The organism is Streptomyces sp. NRRL B-3229, assembly GCF_000719505.1.
Taxonomy (GTDB): Bacteria; Actinomycetota; Actinomycetes; order Streptomycetales; family Streptomycetaceae; genus Streptomyces; species Streptomyces griseorubiginosus.
Genome location: NZ_JOGP01000012.1, coordinates 53,807 through 71,440, shown reverse-complemented (window position 1 = coordinate 71,440; position 17,634 = coordinate 53,807). Strand labels below are relative to the sequence as shown.

Genomic DNA, 17,634 nt, shown 5'->3' with positions numbered 1-17,634 from the left:
ATGTCGGTTGTGAGTCGGTTGCCCTGTCGAGTCGTAGGTGTGCCGGTTCATTACGCGGAGACCGGAGCCTGTCGTGTGATCTGAATCACGGCCGGAACTGAATGCTTGAAAGTTTTGTCATCTACGCTGACAAACCCGTCCGCGCCCCCAGCGCCGGGAACTGGAGCGTTCCTGCATGACCGACCAACCCGCCAGAGTCCCCGCCCAGGCGTCCCCTTCCGCGACCGCCGCGTACGTGCGGATCTACGAGCAGGAACAGCCGCGGCTCGTCGCCTACGCCCGCTCGCTCACCCGCAACTCCTGGGCAGCGGAGGACCTCGTCGCCGAGGCGCACTTCCGCGTGTGGCGCCGGCTGTCCGCCGGGCACGAGATCGACAACGTCCCGGCGTACCTCATGACGACCGTGCGGCACCTCGCCTCCTCCGTCGCGAGCGCCACCCACGAGACCCCGCGCGATCCGCAGGTCCCCGAGCAGGCGTCCGCCGGTCATGTGGAGGACCCGGCCGAACAGGTCTCCGCCACCGACCTGTTGGTCCGCGTCCTCGGTGAACTCCCCGAACGCTGGGTTCGGGCCCTGTGGCTCGCCGACGCCGAGGGGCAGCCGCTGGAGTCGGTCGGCCGGCAGATCGGCGCCAAGCAGGGCGCGACGGCCGTACTGCTGCACCGCGCCCGCGAAGGCATGCGCCAGGCGTTCCTGCGCTCGCAGACCGAGGCACCCGAGGATCCCGCGTGCGAGGTCCACTGGGTCCGCATGCCGGCCTATGTGCGGGGCACGGCTACCGCACGTCAGTCGGAGCGCCTGCTCGCCCACGTCGACGTCTGCGACGAGTGCCGGGGGCGCCTTGCCGTGCTGGTCCGTGCGAACCACCGGCTGCCGGCGATCGTGGGACCGGCGCTGCTGGTGCTTGCGGTGGCGGGCGGGGGTGCGGGGAAGGGGCTTGGGCTGGCGTCCCTTGCGGGGGGTTCTGCGGGAGTCGGAGCCGCGGGGCCTTTGGGTTCTGGGGGAGCCGCGGGGTCGGTGGGTTCTGGGGGAGCCGCGGGGTCGGTGGGTTCTGGGGGAGCCGCTGGGTCGGTGGGCGCTGGGGGAGCCGCTGGGTCCGCGGGCTCAGGGGGAACAGGGGGGTCCGTGGGCTCAGTGGGAGTCGGGGGGGCCGCGGGCTCCTCGGGTTCCGCGAGCGCCCTTTCTTCCGGAGGGCACGTGATTCTCCGTACGGCCCGTGCGGCGGGTCCGAAGGCCAAGGTCGCCCTTGCCTCCGGTACGGCGGCGGCCGCGGCCCTCGCGGTAGCCCTGTCGCTCGGGGTCAACGAGTCGCCGGCGACCGTGACTTCGCCGGGACGGGTGCCGGTGGCTCAGGGACCGGTGGCGGGCCCCTCGGAGGGGAGTGCGGGGGAAACCCCGGGAGACGACCGGTCGGTGGACCGGGAGCGCGGCGGGGGGCCGGCTCGGAAGGGCGCGGCGGTGGCGGTCGTAGCGGAGGACGCCGGCGGCGGTGAGGGGGTGGTGGCGCGCGTTCGGGAGTCCGGGGATCCGGCCCCTCCGGAGCGGTCCGCGCCGGACGGACCGACGGATCCGACTGCGACTCCGGGACCGGACCCGGTTCCGAGCCCAAGTCCTGTGGTGCCGGGGGCGCCTGCGGAGCCGACGCCGCCTGCCATGTCGCCCCCGCCTGTGGAGCCGACGGCTCCTGCCAAGCCGACGGCGCCGCCTGTGACGCCGACGCCGCCTGCCGTATCGCCGCCTGGCGTGGAGCCCTCGCCCGTGGAGCCTACGCAGCCCGCACAGCCGGATCAGCCGGATCAGCCGGATCAGCCGGATCAGCCCGCGCAGCCGGAGCCGGAGCCGTCACAGCCGCAACCCGAGCCCGAGGACCCGCAGGCCGGCGCCCCGGGCGACGAGACGCCCGTACCGGAGCCAAGCAGTCCCGCTCCCACGGATCCGGGCCCTGTCGAGGAAACGCCCCAACCGCCGACGTACTCGCCACCCCCGACCACCCCGGAGCCGGTATCACCACAGCCCCCGGAGTCACCGGAACCGCCGGCCCCCTCGGAGCCGTCGGAGCCCACGCCCCCTGCGCAGCCCTCGCCGCCCCCGGCCGATCCGACTCTCCCGCTCCCGCCCGCCACCCCCACCGACCCGGAGGCTCCCCCCGTTCCGGAACCCCCCACCGGCCACCACTGCGGGCCCAGTCCGTCCCCGGAGTAGGGGATCTCAGTGGACCTCAGTGGGCCTCAGTGCTGGTACGGCTGCTGCGGGGCCTGTCCACCGGACACCTGGCCCCCCTGCGGACCCCCCGCGGCGGCCTGCGCCTGCAACTGCTCCGCCTCCTGCGCGCTCAGCTTGCTCTCCGCACCGCAGAAGGTGCACTGCGTGGCGTACTTGGTGGAGATCGGGAACAGCGGCACGAAGAACAGCGTGAACTTCGTGACCCGCTTGCGCAGCGTGTGCGCGGCCGGATTCCCGCACCGCCCGCACACCAGGGTGAGTATCGCGAGCTGGTACAGGTAGCCCTTGGTGCCAAAGAGGATGAGCATGGTGTGGTCGCCTTCCGGATCGGTGCCTGAGAGGCAGTATCCCCGCAGCGGGTGCCCGTACGGAGCGGCGATCACTTTTCTCCGACTGAAGCGACGCACCCCTGAAGCGGGACAGCCGGCTCAGGACTCCAACCGGCTCAGCGCCTCCATGGCCTGGCGTTCGAGACGCGCCACCTCCTGGAGACCGTCCCCCGCCCGCACGAGAAGCTCCTCCTCCCCCGATTCACCGGCCCGAGCGATGAGCCAGGCGACCTCGGTCCACAGAGCTGCGGCTTCGGCGTAGAGCCGATGCCCGATACGCAGCGGACCGCCACCGCCCCCGCCGACGAACTCACCGGCTTCGGCAAGGAAGTCACGGTAGAGATTGCGGAACAACGCACCCCCGGTCCCACCCCTCTCCATGAGCAGCGCGGCCTGCGGCAGATCCCGCACGGGGTCGTCACTCCGCCGAAGCCAGGTCCGTACGGCCTTCCCGGCCTTGTCGATGCCGCGGTGCCCCAGGTTGGCGATGGGCGGATTGAGGAAGGCGTGGGCGCAGGCGGTGATCGCGGGGACGATGCTCTTCTCCGGGGCGCGCAGGCCCGGGCCAGGGGCCGGGGCGAGGGTGAAGGACCGATGCCTGGCCGCCATGGGTGCCCGCGAGGCCCGGGCCTCGGCGAGACTGCCCAGGCTGGTCGTCACGGCACCGCCCTGCTGCTCGGTGTCGACGAGATGGGCGATGCGCTCGTCATAGCCGTACAGGGCGACGACATGCCCCCCGAAGTGCACCTTCGCCGTGAAGTACTCCAGATGAAAACTGTCGAGCTGAAGCCCGACGGGCCGCCCGCTGCCGATGGCCTCCACGACATGCGCCCACGCCCTACGCGCAGACGAGGTCTCCCGCACCGACAGCTCCAGCCCCAGCGCGTCGGCCAGATTCCTGCTGAGCTCGAACGGCTTGACCCGCCCGCCGAGAAAGGGAAAGCCCATGCTCCTGCTGTCCCAGTACACGAAGGACAGCCCGCGCCCGAGCCCGAAGAGCATGGGCTCGGAGAGATCGATCCCTTGGTGGCGGAGCAGCACACCGAGGGCCGTGGTCTCGCAGTGCTGCATAGGGCGGGGATCGATGCCGGGGAGGGTGGGCATGCGGTGGGCTCCGGGGTAGGGATGCTCAACGGGGGATCGGCCCGAGGGCCGTCACGCCGGAGGCGGCCAGGAAGCTGAGGATCTCGGGGAGGCGAAGCACCCATCATGCCCACCCCGGACAGTCAGATCCCCTACTGGAACGCCGCCGCCTCCAGGAAGACATTCACCCACCCCCTCCACCTCCCCTGGCTCCACCGCTTGGCCGGACAGGCCGCGATCCTCGACTACGGATGCGGCTACGGCCGTGTCATGGCCGAACTCCAGCGACTCGGTTTCCCCAACCTGACGGGCACGGACGCGTCACCGCACATGATCAGACGGGCCCGCCACGAGCACCCCACCCTCAGCTTCAAGCTCCCCGCCGAACTCCGGTCCCCACCGGCCTCCTTCGACGCGGCCCTGCTCTTCGCCGTCCTGACCTGCGTCCCCGACGACCTGACCCAACACCGCCTGATCACACAGCTGTACGGCCTCCTGAAGCCGGGCGGCGTCCTGTACCTCAGCGACGTCCTGCTCCAGACCGACGACCGCAATCGCCACCGCTACGACCGTGACGCGGACACCTACGGCACGTACGGCGTGTTCAGGACGAGCGACGGCGCGATCTGCCGACACCACTCCCGTGAACGGCTCTCCACCCTGCTCGCGGACTTCGAGATCACCGACAGCCGAACAGTCCCGGTGCCGACGATGAACGGACACGCGGCGACAGCCATCCAGCTCCTAGCGCGAAAGCCGGCCCCTTCTCGCCCAGCTTGAGAGGGCTGAGCGGCCGGGCAGGGGGTAGCCGATCCCACGACGAAGAACACCAGTCGCCCGGACCGAAGGAGGGCTCGCCATGCCGCGCATGATCGACCGCATCAAGGAGTTCGCCAGGAGCCCACAGGGCCGCCGAGCCACCGAACAGGCCCGCCGAGCCGCATCAGACCCCCGACGCCGGGCTCAGGCGAAGCAGCTGCTGGGGAAGCTTCGGGGACGTCACTGATTACGCCTGCCATACCAGGAGTGGGTCCTGTTGGCTCTCCCCGTCGGTTCATACGCCGATGGGCAAGAGCTGAACCAAGCCGACCCAGTTGTGCTCGTCGGCCTTGGTGTGGACGGCCCGGACCCTCCAAGAACCGGCGGCCAGAGGAACAGGTGCCTCTTCGGGCATACCGCCACTCGGATACTCGACACCCAGGTCGGCTCCGGCATCGGCTGAGTCCATGAGTACGGCCGGACCGTCCACCGCCCACGTACCGCATTCCTCCCACGAGGTAGCGGGATCTCTGAGAACAGATTCCGCCGCGGCCTTCAACTCGGCATCGGAGTCGGCCGCGAGCCAGCGCAGGAAGGCGCGGTGCTCGGGCAGGTAGCAGGTGGTGGACGGCTCATCCCCCAGTACCAGCGCATGCGCGCCGCACTCTCCCACGGGGATCAGACCTGCCAGGTCGTCCACTGCGCAGGCTCGGTCGTAGTCATCTGGAACCGTCCCGTCACCCACGATGATTCCTGTGTCCGTGCACCCGCGCCACGCCGCCAGCGCGGAGAGGGGTACGACGACCAAAGGGCCGCCCATGGACTCCACCCAGACGGACGGAGCGTGGGACGGACTGGTTTCGGCGGACGACGAGGCAGTCATGTTGCCAGTCTGCACATGCCCACTGACAACGCTGGTGCACCAAGTGATCGACCTGGGTGATGGCTCATTTCGCCGAGGCAGCCAGGAACCAACGCCATGACTCGGTCGACACCGTGACCAGGGGCCCCTCGGGCCGCTTGGAATCCCGTATCAGGATGCCTGCGGGTATGAAGGCAGCCTCGACGCATTCGGTGGCGTTCCCGCCGCTGTACGACGACTTGAACCAGGTGGGCTTGGCGGCGGACTGAGGGCGGGCGGACATTCACAGCTCCTTGCGGACGCGATGGATCATGGCAGAGGACGCTTCCATGTCCAACGCTTGTGCGCGCAGGTACTCGAACGCAAGCCTGTACCGCTCCAGTTCCTCGTCCTTCTCCAGGAACAGAGAGCCTGTGTGGAAGTCGACGTAGACCACGTCGAGAGCCGGTTCCTGACCACCGATGATGACGAAACTTCCCAGTGCGGCGGCGTGCGCGCCCTTGGTGAAGGGCAGCACCTGGAGGGTGGTGTGCGGTGACTCGTTGGCGTCGAGGAGGCGGCTGAGCTGCTCCTTCATCGTTTCGGGCGATCCGACGACACGGCGGATCACGGACTCGTCGAGGATCGCCCAGAGATGTGGGGGCTTGGGCCGGGTGAGGATCTCCTGCCGCTTCATGCGGATGTCGACCAGGCGCTCGATCTCGGCCGGCTCCAGGGGGACCTCGTTCGCCCTCTGGAGTGCGGTGCTGTAGGCGCGGGTCTGGAGGAGACCGGGAACGTAGACACACGCGAAGTGACTCTCGCGCACCGCTTCGTCCTCCAGCGTGAGGAGCAGGTTCATGCTCTCGGGGATGGAGTCGGCGAAGGAACTCCACCAGCCCTGCTGCTTGGCATCCTTGGCGAGCCCGACAACAGCGCTCCGCTCGGCCTCAGTTGCCCCGTACTCACGGCACAGGGCGTCGATGACGATCCACTTGACCGGTCCGGCCTGTGTCTCGTACCTGCTGACCGTCGCCTTGGAAACGCCGACGAGCTTTCCGGCCTCCTCAAGCGTCAGCCCTTTGCGGGCGCGCAACTTGCGCATCATCGAACCGAGTTGACGACGCCGGGTTGTGGTCCGTTCGGGCATGCGGCTCCTCAGCCAAGTACCGGGACAGCAAGCCCGGAGATCCTCATCAGGCTAGGCAGGGAGAAGCCGGGCCCACCATCGGATTCACTCGATGGATTCTGATGAGAAGTTACACAGTGAGACTTCTCTGTGCCATGCTCGCTGTCGGAACCGCTACGCAGTGCAGTCGTGCGATCACGGCAGGCGCAGCATCTGTGTGGCTTGGGAGGGAGGAGTGGCCGTGCCCGGCTACGACAGGTCCGAGCCCCGACTCCGCTGTGTCCTGCCCTTCGAGGCGGCATCGGCGGAAGTGCCCCTGCTGCGGAGGGCTGCCGCCAAGCAGCTGGCCCGATGGGGTGTGACCGCAGCAAGAGACGAGACGGAGCTCCTCGTTACGGAGCTGGCAACGAACGTCTTCAAGCACGTCGGTGAGGGTGCGTCAGCGACGCTGATCCTTGAGTGGAGGGGAGAGATGCTGAGGCTCGAAGTCCACGACAAGAGTCAGGTGGTTCCGACATCCAGGACGCCGGGCTGCGACGAGGAGTGCGGCCGAGGGCTGCACCTACTCGCGGCGCTGGCCGCGGACTGGGGAACGGTCCTCACCGCAGTGGGCAAGTCGGTCTGGTGTGAGATCCCTATTGCGCCGGGACGCGCGTGCCGACGCATCGAGCGGGCCGTTGAGGCGCTGGAGGGCTACCAGGGTGGCCGGGACTCTGGACCACGGGGCATGAGGCGAGAGGTGGCCTTGGAGCAGTCGGCGGTGGAACTAATCGCTGATCTCCTCCACTGGACAGCTGCCCGTGGAGATGATCCGGACGACATGCTCGATCGTGCCCAGATGCACTACGAGGCACAAGCGGATGCAGCTTGATGGCGGGCCTCTCAAGCAGACTTCTGTATCTGCTCCCGGAGGGCCGTCGGGGTACGCCAGGATTCTCCGGGGCGGCTCCGGTGGCACATGCGGTGGCAGTTTGCACACAGGCATGCGAGGTCCTCGAGCCTGGTCTCTCGGGTCCCGGAGGCGTGGAGGGGGATGACGTGGTGCACTTCGATGTAGCCCTCGCCCAGTTCCCCGTAGATGCGGGCGAAGTCGAAGTCGCAGACTTCGCACCGGAGCGGGATCCCGTGACGCTGGACTTGCTTGATCTTCAGGGCGCGAAGCTTCGGGTCACGCTCGCGGGCCAGCGCACGGCGGACGAGAAGACGGCCCTCGATCGCGGACGCGCCCGTTTCATCGACTTCGTCGGGCTGCTCAGCGATGCGGTGCAACTCACCCGAGGCGATGCCCTCCGCCAGGGCCTCGGCAGCCTGAAGCATCTCCGCCTCCCGATCCGTGAACGCATCGATCATGAGCAGTGTGGGCTTGCCGCAGCGGGTGGCCTTCCCGGTGTACAGCGCATGGTTCGTCATGAAATCCGTGGTCTTGCGGCTCACGCTGTCAGCAGACCGAAAGCCAGGAAGGGCTCGCTCCTCCGGGGAGTGGACCGGCAGCGACCGAATCAGCTCCGACAGCTCCTGGACCTCCTGGTCGTGAGTCCGCAGCTCGCGCCAGCCGTTCTTCACGACCAAGGCTCCGGCCAGTACAAGTTCGTCCTCAGTCCAGGCAGGTATCCGCATGTGCAATATCGTATGAGTGTTCGGCGCGACGGAGGGTGCGTTCAGCGAACCGTGGGACGTGCTGCAAACTTGGTGAGGTCTCGTTGTCAGTGGGGTCTGTCACCCTCAGTGATGGTGGATTGCAAAATGTGTCTGCCGCTGTACGGCTGTAAGGAGGGGGCATGACCCACCCGAAGGAACCCGAGCAAGATGCAACCGGTGTGCGGGTGCCTGAGTTCACGTCGATCGAGATCTGCGCTGGGGCCGGCGGGCAGGCCATCGGTCTGCATCAGGCCGGCTTCGGGCATCTGGCTCTGATCGAGATCGACAAGTACGCCGTCGCCACGCTCCGCGAGAACATCGAGGTGCACCCGAAGTGGGACTGGGAGCGGGACAACTGCGACGTTCTGTGTCAGGACGTGGTGGAGTTTGAGCCCGAGCGTGACCTCAAGAAAAGCGCTGAGTTCTATCGTCGTGGTGAGGTCGACCTGCTCGCAGGTGGCGTGCCGTGCCCGCCGTTCTCCCATGCGGGCAAGCAGCTCGGGGAGGACGATGAACGCGACCTGTTCCCGCGCATCTTGACCCTGACCGAGATGATCCGTCCCCGCGCTGTGATGATCGAGAACGTTCGCGGTCTCATGGATGCCAAGTTCGACGACTACAGGTCGAGAATTCGAGCGCAGCTCGAGGAGATGGAGTCGAGCGACGACGGTCTGCCTGGCTACAAGGTCGTGGGATGGGACGTATACGAGGCGGAGAAGTTCGGCGTTCCGCAACTCCGGCCCCGCTCCATCCTTGTCGCTTTCAGGCGAGACGTCCTCAGAGACCTGAAGTACGAAGCTCCTGCGCCCAGTGTCGAGCGAGTCTCGGTCTTCAAGGCGCTGGAGAAGACGATGCGAGAGCGTATCCGGCCGTTTGAGAAGGGGGCACAGGCTGCCAAGGCGCGTCGAGTCTTCGAGGTCTGGAAGCAGGCGGCAGACAAGGACGTGGCTCCCACGCTCGTCGGCGGTTCCAAGAAACATGGCGGTGCCGACCTCGGGCCCAGCCGCGCGAAGAAGGCATGGCGAGCGTTGGGCGTTTCAGGTATGGGCGTGGCCAATGAGCCTGTGGACGGTAAGCCTACAGGCACTGAAGGCAGGGACCTGTTCGGTAACGATGGCCCAATGCTGACGGTGCGGCAGGCCGCGATCATCCAGGGGTTTCCGCTGCGCTGGGACTTCAGCGGTGGCAAGACGGCCCAGTACCGGCAGGTCGGAAACGCGTTCCCTCCGCCGGTCGCGCAGGCCATCGGTGAATCGATCATCGATGTCCTGAAGGCAGCACGGGAGCGCGATCAGAAGAAGGACTAGCTGTCAGGCTTCGCGTTCCCGATTGCGGTTCGGCGCTTGTTCACCTCGGCAGCGATGCGTGTAGCGCAGTCTTCGGAGGGCTCATGCTCCCAAAATCGAAGCACCGTCCAACCGGCTTCCCTCAGCCGTTGATCGGTGTCACGGTCACGTGCCATGTTCCGGGCTACCTTGTCTGACCAGTAGCCCGGGTTGGTCTTGGGCGATACGTAGTGCTCAGGACAGCCGTGCCAGTAGCAACCATCAATGAATACAGCGATCTTCGTCGGTCGGAAGACCATGTCTGCCGTCCGACGAAGATCTGCCAAGGGTCTCGCTCCCACTCGGTAGCGCAGGCCTTGAGCGTGAACGAGCCGACGGATCAGTCGTTCAGGGGTGGTGTCCCTGCTGCGGATCGCCTGCATGTTGCGGCGCCTTGCGGCCGATGATGCCCAAGAGCCCTCAGGAGGAGTCCAGTTGTCAGACATGCACGCTCTCCTCCGTGTAGATCAGTAAGCTCGGACTCGCGGTGTGCGGGTGCCTCATCGGCGCGTCAGGAGCACCCTATGGCAACGCCCGGTTGCACGGTGAACGAACGGGTAGCCGGGGAATCCCTGGGTGAGGACAGGGCATTCACTGGCGCGCAGTCCAGTTCGACAATTTTCAGACAGGGGTTTTCTGAATGACGGCGGCGCTTACCGAAGCCAGGAACAAGTTTCACCTGGATCTTATTGAAAGAAATACCCTTTCACTCTCACCTACTGATGTTGCTTCGAATGCTGACAGTAGTCAAAAGACTAGCCTGAGTATTGCGTTCAGCATTGCGAAGGATCTGTCGGCTCGGGTTATCTCTGAGAAGCTCAAAGGACAAAGCGCCGGGAAGCAGTTCGAAGAATCTGTCGAAGCGTTCCTGAAGGAAATCTTCCCCCTCTTCTCCACAATCCGTCCGGGAAATTGGTCAATCGAGAATGTTGGCGGGTCACGCAGCGAGTATCAGATTTCCAAGTATGAGCCTTACACTCACTTGGCCAGCCTTGCTGAAGCTATCGAAAGTGATCGAAATCTCGCATCGGTACTTGGGAATTCTTACGAGATCAGTCCGGATATTCTTGTACTCCGGAAGCCGGAGCCGGATGAGGCCATCAATCGTGATCGAAATCTTGTAGATTCTGATGCTGGACGGCATGCCGTAATCAGGACGGTCAATCAGGAGCAGCCCATCGTTCACGCCATAGTTTCGTGCAAGTGGACGCTCCGCAGTGACCGTGCCCAGAACGCGCGCTCCGAGGCACTCAACGTCATCCGGAACCGCAAGGGGCGCACTCCGCACATTGCAGTCGTCACTGGTGAGCCGTCGCCGTCTCGGTTGGCGTCTCTTGCCCTCGGCACAGGCGACATCGACACTGTCTACCACTTCGCTCTGCCGGAACTCGTCAAGGCAGTTGATGGCACATCGAACGACGAGGCAATCAACATGCTTCATACTTTGATCGACGGTAAGCGGCTCCGGGATATCAGCGACTTGCCACTTGATCTTGCTATCTAGCCTCGAAATCATGGACGGTCTGCTGACGGAGTCGGTGGACCGTTTTCGTGCCGTGGGAGACGCTTATGCAGGCGCAGGGCCCGAGCGTCGCCTCGCGGCGGCGCCGGGCTGCTGTGGTTGCTCGTGCTCCTCTATCAATGTCTCAGCAAGCATGCTCTATGACCCGCCCTCCAAGGCCGACCCGTCGGTCACAAGACACAGGGCCTGAGCATGTCTGAGAAATGTGGGCGGGTCGCCGGCTAGGAATCCTGGCTTGTCACGATTCTGAGCGTTGAGGATCTTACTGAGCGGCCCACCGCTTCAGAATAGCGCCACTTCGGGTTCTTATGAATCTGACTGGACTGTCTCTACCTCGATCCTGAGGAGAGATGGCAAAGCGTCCACGAATTTGCATCCCGTCGTGTACAGCTTGTGCACCTCAGCAAGCGTATAGCTGATCGTCACGTCGGCATAATTATTATGCACTAGGTTATTTCGAACGGAGCCGACTTCCAGGAAAGCTTTGAGTCCGCCAGAGAGGTCTTCCTCCTCGGAGATTTTTGACTCTACCGCTTTCTTGAATTCTGGACCGAATAGAGCCCAAAATGTTCCAGCTTTTTGTTTCGGCCAGTCAAAGTATGTATGGTATTGACGGTTGATGGCCTTCCGTTCCACGAGGAAAGAAATCCGGTCTCCGGATGACGATTCGGCGACATAATCGCGGATGTGTGAGCAAACGAAGTGCTCGAACTCGCTCGCAGCGGCTAGCATCAACATCTTGGGCAGCATCGTCTGTAGCGTGGCATGAAACGATGGCTCGCGGAGCTGTAGCTCGTCGAGCATTTGCTTCTGATCCTGGTACAGCAACTCCACAGGCCGGTTAGCGGTGCTCATGACGCTATGACAGCAAGGCTCTTGAGCAGCTTGTAAGTTTCGTCCAATCGGCCCTTGACTTTCGCTGTCTTGGTGGACCCTTCTTGAGACCAAGCCGCGAATTCATCGCTTTTGCCGTATTCGGTGATTTTTGCGTCTTCGATGGCGCTTAGGTCGTAGCCTTCAGCTCGGAGCCTCTGCGCGGCACTGTACACAGCCTCGAACAGGAGGATGCTGAATTTAGACCCTGAGGGCCAAAACGTCCATTCATCCCAAGATTCTGTCAGTTCGAGAAACCAGTTCCACTCATCAGTCACCTTCTGAATCTCGGTGTCGGTCTTGCTCTGCGAGGCCTTACAGAAGGAGTTGATGAAACTTGTCATCGATCCTCCATAATTACTCGTCCCCTCGCAAAGGGAAAGGGTACGGAGAATCATCTCAATGTCGCGCATACGGAAGTCGGTATCAGGAGTGTCGAGCAGGTCGCGCCACTTGGGGTTTTCATTGAGAACGAAAAGGTTTTCGAAAAAATCTGAGTGATATAGGCATGCGCGAATCTCCTGAGTGTTGAGGTTCACGCCACCAGTGTTAAGTCGATTGAACATTTCGAAAACCGAGGAATCGTCGTTCTGGGGGCTGACCTGCTTTACGATGACATTGCGAATTGGGCGCAAATTAAATTGCGTCTGGTGATCGCCAAGGTTGGCGTAAGTGAGGCGCGAAAACCTGTTCGCGTCACCGTTTGGCAGCTTGGCCAGTTGAAGCCTGAATGGGGTGAAGTACTCATCGTTCGCGAGCACATCAGAGGATAGTCCCGTCGACGAGTTCATGATTTGTCGCAATTCGCCGCGCTTCTCTTTCCGGGGGAACCGCCCCTTCATGAAGAAGAAAACTGTAAGCAGCCGCTGCTGGCCATCGATGATCAGGAAACGATTCCGATTTTCCTCATAAAGGAAGACCTGAGGAACTGGCAACCCCAAGATAAGGGACTCGATCAGCTTGGACGCCCTCTTGATGTCCCAGACATAGTTGCGCTGAAATCCGGGCGTCTGAATAGCTCCCTGCTCAATGAAGCTGTTAATTGTCAGCGTGTTGAAGTCGTTTGGGGCGGATACGATATCGTACTCAGTTACCTGAGTTTCCGCCTCCTCCTCGAATTCAGCGTCGTCGATCTTAACTTCGGGCTTGCTTGGCATGATTTTTGTTCCTTTTCTCTTGTCCTGCCCCGGTCCGTAGGGGCGCGGCAGGGGCCCCTCCTCTGGCGAGGGCCCGCGGAGTGCGAGATGGTCGATACCCGGTGTGTCTTGCGTCGATTCAACTACATCGAACCGTCACTCGGAGGTCGGCGCAGCGACTTTGGCCGCGAGCTGCTTTGGCGTGAGTGATCATGGCCAAGCACGGCATTGGGTCCCTGATCTTCGAGGCTTGGTGGCTGGCTAAAGTCGCGGAACCGACCGCACCAGCCCCCGCGGGTTTCTCCCGCTTCATGACAGCGTTCGCCGTTCGGCCGACGGCTGTGTGCGGGATCAGCGGGCCGTTTGAACGCCCGCGCATCACGCAGCGTTGGCTCACATGCCGACGTCGCCATGAACCGGCCTCTTTCGGTATCACAAAGCGTCTTCCTCGTCGAGGTCGGACCACTCGATGCCTATCAGGTCGATAACCCAAACCAGTTCGCCAGGCAGGACTACGCCCACGCACACTCCCCCGTACATCTAAGGCCATGAACAGGTGAACGATGCTAGTGGTTCCGCTTCATGGCTGGCTGACGTGGGCCGCCCGCTTCCTTGCAGTGTCGTGCCTCCGCGGACTGCGTCAAGGGCGCTTCCTGCGGTCGCGTCGCCTTCGGCGATCGGCCTGTGGCCGACCCTTGACCCAGTCCGCTCCGGCACGGGGGAGAAGCGAGCGGGCGGCCAGGGGAGGGGGCCCAGGTGGTGAGGATTGAGGGTGCGTTGAGGTGTGGGCCTGGGGTAGGGGGTGCAGTCGTTGTCCGGCTGTGCGGTGGGTCGGCGGCTCTCCGTTGGAGGGGGTGCGGGTGTACGGCCGGGAGTTTCGGTGGTGGGGCAGGGCGGTCGGTGGTGGCGACGGCTGGCTCGTCAGGCGAAGTCCGCCGCCGTGATGCCGGCCGCGTGGCCCGGTGGCCACTCCACCAGTTCGATTCGGTAGCCGTCCGGGTCCGTGAGCCAGGATGTTGTGGGGCCGTCGGGGCCGCCCGGGTATTGGATCGGCCCCGGGGCCAGGCCGGCCTCGGTCAGCCGCGTCAGCGTGTCGGGCAGGGCGTCGACCTGGATCGCCAAGTGGTCGAAGCCAGTGCCCACCTCGACCGGGCCCTCGGTGGGGCGGTGGACCAGTTCCAGGGATGCGGACGGTTCGTCGGGGAAGCTGAGGATCGCGAGGTGGCCTGCCTCGCCGGCTTCCACCCGGCCCAGCTCCACGTAGCCCAAGGCGGTGTAGAAGGCCAGCGAGCGGTCCAGGTCCGTGACTCGGTACGAGACGAAGAGCGTTTTCACGCGGCCTCCTCCGCCCGGCGCACCCGGTAGCGAAGGTGCGTGACGTCCCGGTCGTCGAGGCGCCGGACCAGGTCGAGTTCGATGTGCTTGCCGCCCAGATGGTCGAAGAGTCGGCGGCCCTCCCCGAGCAGGACCGGAATCAGGTGGATCTCCATCTCGTCCAGGTGGCCTGCGCGCAGGAGTGCCTGGGCCGCGGATGCGCCGTGGACCATGACCGGCCTGTTCCCGGCTGCCGTGCGGGCCTGGTGGGCGCAGTCGTCCACGTCCGTGACGAAGCGGGCGTGGCCCGGTGGCACGTCCCCCTCGTCCACCTGGTGGGTGAGGACGAGGATCGGCACGCCGTCGTGGTGGTCGCCCTGCCAGCGCCGGGCGAGTTCGAAGGTCCGGCGACCCGAGATCAGCGCGCCGGTCGCCAACGCCTCGCGGTAGACCTGGCCGCTCGGGCCGTCGGATTCCCGGTCGTCCAGCCAGTTGAACAGTCGTCCACCGTCGCGTCCGAGTTCCTGGCCCGGTCGGTCGTCCGGGCCCGCGATGTAGCCGTCGAGCGACATCGACATGTACAGCCTGATCGGGTTCTTCATCCTGGGCCCCATCTCTTCTCCGTGACGCGACACCGGGCAGGTGTGTCACAGGGAAGACCTCAAGGGGCGGGCGAACTCATCGGTCAGTGTCGACCTACGGCTTCCAGAGCCCGCCCCCCGCGGCGACCTACTCCCCGTGACACTCCCCGTAAACCCGCCCCGACCCGCACCAGCACGCCGTCCCCCGCTGCGGCGGCCACTCCACCGCGCGGCCTCGCGCCGCCAGCGTCGTCGCGTACTGGGGGAGGAGTGAGGTCTCTGCCGGGGACATGCCCTCCGAGGCGGCGAAGGCCTCGTAGGAGGGGACCGTGCCGGAGACGATGCCGAGGTTCGGGGTGCCGGAGGAGGACAGCTCGCGCAGGGACTCCTCTATGGTCGCCAGGTGCTCCTCGTGGGAGGGGTACTCCGACTCCAGCGAGGGGTACGCCGCCAGGAGCTCCGAGAGTTCGGATGCCGGCCAGTGCAGCACCGCCACCGGGAACGGGCGGGACAACGCCTCCCGGAACGTGCCGAGTTCGGCGCGCAGGCGGCTGATCTCCGCCTCCAGTTCCGCCGGGTTGTCCGAGCCGAGGGACCACACGCGCTTCGGGTCGTGGAGTTCGTCCAGGGAGACCGGGGAGGTGTGGAGGGTGTCCGCCAGGGTGTCCCACTCGTCGTGGGCCAGGCCCAGCATGCGGCGGACCCGGTGGCGGCCGAACAGCAGGGGATGCGTGGAGTACGGCGGTTCCGCGACGTCCGTCAGAAGGACCCTCGCGCCCTCCGTGAACGTCTCCTGCGCCTGCTCCAGCTCGTCGTGGGACTCCAGGGCCTCCGCCACGATCACCCAGGGCGCCGGGTCCCGGGGAGCCGCCGCGCGGACGCCCTCGATGATCGCGCGGGCCTCGGCCTCATGGCCGTACTCCCAGAGGTTCGCGGCCTTCAGGGCGCGGACGAGGAACGGGTTCTCCAAGCCGTCCTGCGCGGCCAGCAGGCGGTCGTAGAGGGAGGACGCGGCGGGGCGGTCGCCGGCCAGTTCCAGGTGGGCCGCGGCCTGCACGAGCAGGGCCTCGGCGTCCTCGGGGTACCGGTCGGCGGTCCGCTCCAGGCGTGCCGCTTCGGCGTTGTGGTCGACGTTCTCGGCAGGCGTGTCGGGGCGCATGGGTGACACCGTACTGCCGATCAGTGACAAAGAAGAGAGAGGTGCAGGCCAGGGGCCGGGTGACCCGGAGGCCCCCGGCCCGCACCATGCCGGACTCACACCGAGGACTCCGGCCCCCACCACGCCGGGCTCAGATCGTCACACCGTCGATCTGCAAGGTCTGCACCGCCTTCGCCGCGAACGGCACCGCCACCGACTTCCCGCTCAGGAACGTGTTGGAGTACGCGGCGTACTTGTCGCCGCCCGTCGTCACCGTGTTCCAGCGCGGGACCAGGCCGCCCGAGCCGCCCGTCACCGTGGTGAAGCGGGACAGGTCGAAGGTCAGGGTCTGGGCCGAGGTCGAGGTGTTCAGGGCCACGATGACCAGGCGCTTCGCCGTGGAGTCGTAGGCCGCGACCGCGTTGCTCACCCCCGTGTCGAGGATCTTCATCCCGGGGCGGATGTGCCGGCTGAACTGGGCCAGCACGTAGTACTTCGTCTCGATCGCGCCGGCCTGGAGGGTGCCCGCGTCGTACTTGATCACGCCCCAGCCCGCCGTCGGGTCCATGACCTGCCAGTAGACCCAGGCTGTGGGGTGCAGCCAGCGGAAGTCGTAGAGGAGGTTGAAGGCGGTGGTGTAACCGGTGCCGTCGCCGTCGCCGGTCTCGGAGTTCCACAGCTTCTTGCCGGCCGTGGTGACGACGTCCGTGTAGAGCAGGTCCCTACGGCCGTCCGAGCCCTGGTAGCCGTGCACGTTGACCTGGTTGACGTATCCCTTCGTGGTCGAGCTGAAGGAGTTCCAGGTGGTGCGGGCGAGGTCGTAACTCGTCTCGTCCGAGGCCGAGATCCTCACTCCGGTCAGGCCGCGGTTGTTCAACTCGCTGCGCAGGTACGGCAGTACGGCCGACTGGACCGACGCGTCCATGTGGCAGCCCTCCTGCGTGCCGGTCGCCGTCCACCAGGACGAGGAGGGCTCGTTGAAGGCGTCGACCGTCGAGAAGTTCACGCCCCAGTTGTTCTTGGCGTAGAGGGCCACCGCGGCGAGGTGGGAGGCGTGCTGGCGGTAGTTCCAGGACTGGAGGTTGTTGCCACCGCCGGAGGCGCCGGAGGGGTTGTGGTTCAGACACATCCACCACATGGGGGAGTTGGCGAACAGCTCCGAAGTGGCCCCGCGCGAGGTGGCCTTGACCAGCATCGCCCGCTGATTGGCGTCCGCCGTCCACTTCCAGGCCGAGGAGGTCGGGTCCTCGTTGTTCCAGTCCTGCCAGTAGCCCTCGATCTGCTTGAAGCCGGGGATGTTCGCCGACGCGACCATCGACTCGCCGCCGACCGTGTTCCAGCTGCACGCGCCCAGGTTGTAGCGGGCGATGTTGAGGCCGAGTCCGGGCAGCGAAGTGCCGTTGTAGGTCGTGGACTTGGTGGTGAAGAAGAGGTCGGCGAAGTCGTCCCGCGCGCCGAACACATTGGCCCACCAGGCCAGGGAGGTGCCCCAGCCCTCCCAGGTGCCGTACGACGTCCCCGGGCTGACCGCGATCGTGGCGTCCGCGCGGGCGGTGCCGGTGGCCAGTGCGCTGCCGAGGAGGGTGCCTCCTGCGGCTGTCAGCAGCGTTCTGCGTCGGATCATTGCTACTCCGAACTCCGAGGGGCGACGCGGCGTCCCACCGGCGTCGTAGCCCGTCCCGTTCTTGCCACGTCGAAGCATCGGGTGTGGCCGGTGGGGTTGTCGAGAGTTCTGACATCCC

At 65.5% G+C, this 17,634-nt stretch carries 18 protein-coding genes; 5 read left to right on the top strand and 13 right to left on the bottom strand.

Features of this window, described 5'->3' with window-relative positions:
* The first annotated feature begins 175 nt into the window (after nt 1-175).
* A complete protein-coding gene (locus IF54_RS43920) occupies nt 176-2,203 on the top strand; it encodes a sigma-70 family RNA polymerase sigma factor (RefSeq protein ID WP_051735494.1) in 2,028 nt (675 codons plus the stop codon).
* Nucleotides 2,204-2,229: 26 nt separating this feature from the next.
* On the opposite strand, the gene IF54_RS0121155 is transcribed toward IF54_RS43920, so the two are convergent.
* Both IF54_RS0121155 and IF54_RS0121150 read right to left on the bottom strand, forming a co-directional pair.
* Complete coding sequence (locus tag IF54_RS0121155; RefSeq protein WP_030320991.1) at nt 2,230-2,532, bottom strand: zinc-ribbon domain-containing protein; 303 nt, start codon at nt 2,530-2,532, stop codon at nt 2,230-2,232.
* Between the two features lie 120 nt (nt 2,533-2,652).
* Nucleotides 2,653-3,657, bottom strand: a complete 1,005-nt coding sequence (locus IF54_RS0121150) for a BtrH N-terminal domain-containing protein (protein ID WP_030320990.1) — start codon at nt 3,655-3,657, stop codon at nt 2,653-2,655.
* A 105-nt stretch (nt 3,658-3,762) separates the two neighbouring features.
* On the opposite strand from IF54_RS0121150, the gene IF54_RS0121145 reads away from it, so the two are divergent.
* Nucleotides 3,763-4,416: a class I SAM-dependent methyltransferase gene (locus IF54_RS0121145; RefSeq protein ID WP_030320988.1), complete on the top strand. Its 654-nt coding sequence runs from the start codon at nt 3,763-3,765 to the stop codon at nt 4,414-4,416.
* Nucleotides 4,417-4,690: 274 nt separating this feature from the next.
* On the opposite strand, the gene IF54_RS0121140 is transcribed toward IF54_RS0121145, so the two are convergent.
* From IF54_RS0121140 to IF54_RS0121130, 3 genes are all read right to left on the bottom strand, one after another.
* Nucleotides 4,691-5,215, bottom strand: coding sequence for an Imm21 family immunity protein (locus IF54_RS0121140; protein ID WP_107047867.1), 525 nt, complete (start codon nt 5,213-5,215; stop codon nt 4,691-4,693).
* Between the two features lie 127 nt (nt 5,216-5,342).
* Nucleotides 5,343-5,540 carry a DUF397 domain-containing protein gene (locus IF54_RS0121135; RefSeq protein WP_030320985.1) on the bottom strand — a complete coding sequence of 66 codons (198 nt, stop codon included), beginning with the start codon at nt 5,538-5,540 and terminating at the stop codon, nt 5,343-5,345.
* Nucleotides 5,541-6,386, bottom strand: coding sequence for a helix-turn-helix domain-containing protein (locus IF54_RS0121130; RefSeq protein WP_030320984.1), 846 nt, complete (start codon nt 6,384-6,386; stop codon nt 5,541-5,543).
* 220 nt (nt 6,387-6,606) lie between these two features.
* Between IF54_RS0121130 and IF54_RS0121125 the strand changes: the two genes are divergently transcribed.
* A complete protein-coding gene (locus IF54_RS0121125) occupies nt 6,607-7,236 on the top strand; it encodes an ATP-binding protein (RefSeq protein ID WP_030320982.1) in 630 nt (209 codons plus the stop codon).
* 11 nt (nt 7,237-7,247) lie between these two features.
* Here IF54_RS0121125 and IF54_RS0121120 read toward each other — a convergent pair whose 3' ends face one another.
* Nucleotides 7,248-7,982 (bottom strand): HNH endonuclease, encoded by a 735-nt coding sequence (locus IF54_RS0121120; RefSeq protein ID WP_030320981.1) that lies wholly within the window; start codon nt 7,980-7,982, stop codon nt 7,248-7,250.
* 161 nt (nt 7,983-8,143) lie between these two features.
* Here IF54_RS0121120 and IF54_RS0121115 point away from each other — a divergent pair, with 161 nt between their 5' ends.
* Nucleotides 8,144-9,310, top strand: a complete 1,167-nt coding sequence (locus tag IF54_RS0121115) for a DNA cytosine methyltransferase (RefSeq protein WP_051735492.1) — start codon at nt 8,144-8,146, stop codon at nt 9,308-9,310.
* Here IF54_RS0121115 and IF54_RS41315 read toward each other — a convergent pair.
* Nucleotides 9,307-9,774 (bottom strand): very short patch repair endonuclease, encoded by a 468-nt coding sequence (locus tag IF54_RS41315; RefSeq protein ID WP_078852064.1) that lies wholly within the window; start codon nt 9,772-9,774, stop codon nt 9,307-9,309. The genes IF54_RS0121115 and IF54_RS41315 overlap by 4 nt on opposite strands.
* A gap of 194 nt (nt 9,775-9,968) precedes the next feature.
* On the opposite strand from IF54_RS41315, the gene IF54_RS41310 reads away from it, so the two are divergent.
* Nucleotides 9,969-10,832, top strand: coding sequence for an NgoMIV family type II restriction endonuclease (locus IF54_RS41310; protein ID WP_078852063.1), 864 nt, complete (start codon nt 9,969-9,971; stop codon nt 10,830-10,832).
* 324 nt (nt 10,833-11,156) lie between these two features.
* Here the strand turns inward: IF54_RS41310 and IF54_RS42730 are convergent, their stop codons facing one another.
* The 6 genes from IF54_RS42730 to IF54_RS0121085 all read right to left on the bottom strand — a co-directional run bounded on the left by IF54_RS42730 (nt 11,157) and on the right by IF54_RS0121085 (nt 17,516).
* Nucleotides 11,157-11,705, bottom strand: coding sequence for a HEPN domain-containing protein (locus IF54_RS42730; protein WP_159002173.1), 549 nt, complete (start codon nt 11,703-11,705; stop codon nt 11,157-11,159).
* Nucleotides 11,702-12,880, bottom strand: a complete 1,179-nt coding sequence (locus IF54_RS0121110) for a GmrSD restriction endonuclease domain-containing protein (protein ID WP_030320978.1) — start codon at nt 12,878-12,880, stop codon at nt 11,702-11,704. Before IF54_RS0121110 ends, IF54_RS42730 begins: the two co-directional genes overlap by 4 nt.
* A 900-nt stretch (nt 12,881-13,780) precedes the next feature.
* Nucleotides 13,781-14,194, bottom strand: a complete 414-nt coding sequence (locus IF54_RS0121100) for a VOC family protein (protein ID WP_030320976.1) — start codon at nt 14,192-14,194, stop codon at nt 13,781-13,783.
* Nucleotides 14,191-14,775: a dihydrofolate reductase family protein gene (locus IF54_RS0121095; RefSeq protein ID WP_030320974.1), complete on the bottom strand. Its 585-nt coding sequence runs from the start codon at nt 14,773-14,775 to the stop codon at nt 14,191-14,193. Before IF54_RS0121095 ends, IF54_RS0121100 begins: the two co-directional genes overlap by 4 nt.
* Nucleotides 14,776-14,902: 127 nt before the next feature.
* Nucleotides 14,903-15,913, bottom strand: a complete 1,011-nt coding sequence (locus IF54_RS0121090; RefSeq protein ID WP_030320972.1) for an SEC-C domain-containing protein — start codon at nt 15,911-15,913, stop codon at nt 14,903-14,905.
* A gap of 130 nt (nt 15,914-16,043) precedes the next feature.
* Entirely contained in the window at nt 16,044-17,516 is a 1,473-nt protein-coding gene (locus IF54_RS0121085) for a beta-1,6-galactanase (protein ID WP_030320969.1), read from the bottom strand.
* Nucleotides 17,517-17,634: the final 118 nt, after the last annotated feature.

What these genes read in the sequence shown, in the direction of transcription:
- IF54_RS0121150 (WP_030320990.1), bottom strand. Translation starts at nt 3,657, where the DNA reads ATGCCCACCCTCCCCGGCATCGATCCCCGCCCTATGCAGCACTGCGAG.
- IF54_RS0121085 (WP_030320969.1), bottom strand. Translation starts at nt 17,516, where the DNA reads ATGATCCGACGCAGAACGCTGCTGACAGCCGCAGGAGGCACCCTCCTC.
- IF54_RS0121095 (WP_030320974.1), bottom strand. Translation starts at nt 14,775, where the DNA reads ATGAAGAACCCGATCAGGCTGTACATGTCGATGTCGCTCGACGGCTAC.
- IF54_RS0121140 (WP_107047867.1), bottom strand. Translation starts at nt 5,215, where the DNA reads ATGGGCGGCCCTTTGGTCGTCGTACCCCTCTCCGCGCTGGCGGCGTGG.
- IF54_RS0121090 (WP_030320972.1), bottom strand. Translation starts at nt 15,913, where the DNA reads ATGCGCCCCGACACGCCTGCCGAGAACGTCGACCACAACGCCGAAGCG.
- IF54_RS0121115 (WP_051735492.1), top strand. Translation starts at nt 8,144, where the DNA reads ATGACCCACCCGAAGGAACCCGAGCAAGATGCAACCGGTGTGCGGGTG.
- IF54_RS0121120 (WP_030320981.1), bottom strand. Translation starts at nt 7,982, where the DNA reads ATGCGGATACCTGCCTGGACTGAGGACGAACTTGTACTGGCCGGAGCC.
- IF54_RS0121135 (WP_030320985.1), bottom strand. Translation starts at nt 5,540, where the DNA reads ATGTCCGCCCGCCCTCAGTCCGCCGCCAAGCCCACCTGGTTCAAGTCG.
- IF54_RS0121110 (WP_030320978.1), bottom strand. Translation starts at nt 12,880, where the DNA reads ATGCCAAGCAAGCCCGAAGTTAAGATCGACGACGCTGAATTCGAGGAG.
- IF54_RS42730 (WP_159002173.1), bottom strand. Translation starts at nt 11,705, where the DNA reads ATGAGCACCGCTAACCGGCCTGTGGAGTTGCTGTACCAGGATCAGAAG.
- IF54_RS41315 (WP_078852064.1), bottom strand. Translation starts at nt 9,774, where the DNA reads ATGTCTGACAACTGGACTCCTCCTGAGGGCTCTTGGGCATCATCGGCC.
- IF54_RS0121130 (WP_030320984.1), bottom strand. Translation starts at nt 6,386, where the DNA reads ATGCCCGAACGGACCACAACCCGGCGTCGTCAACTCGGTTCGATGATG.
- IF54_RS43920 (WP_051735494.1), top strand. Translation starts at nt 176, where the DNA reads ATGACCGACCAACCCGCCAGAGTCCCCGCCCAGGCGTCCCCTTCCGCG.
- IF54_RS41310 (WP_078852063.1), top strand. Translation starts at nt 9,969, where the DNA reads ATGACGGCGGCGCTTACCGAAGCCAGGAACAAGTTTCACCTGGATCTT.
- IF54_RS0121155 (WP_030320991.1), bottom strand. Translation starts at nt 2,532, where the DNA reads ATGCTCATCCTCTTTGGCACCAAGGGCTACCTGTACCAGCTCGCGATA.
- IF54_RS0121145 (WP_030320988.1), top strand. Translation starts at nt 3,763, where the DNA reads ATGCCCACCCCGGACAGTCAGATCCCCTACTGGAACGCCGCCGCCTCC.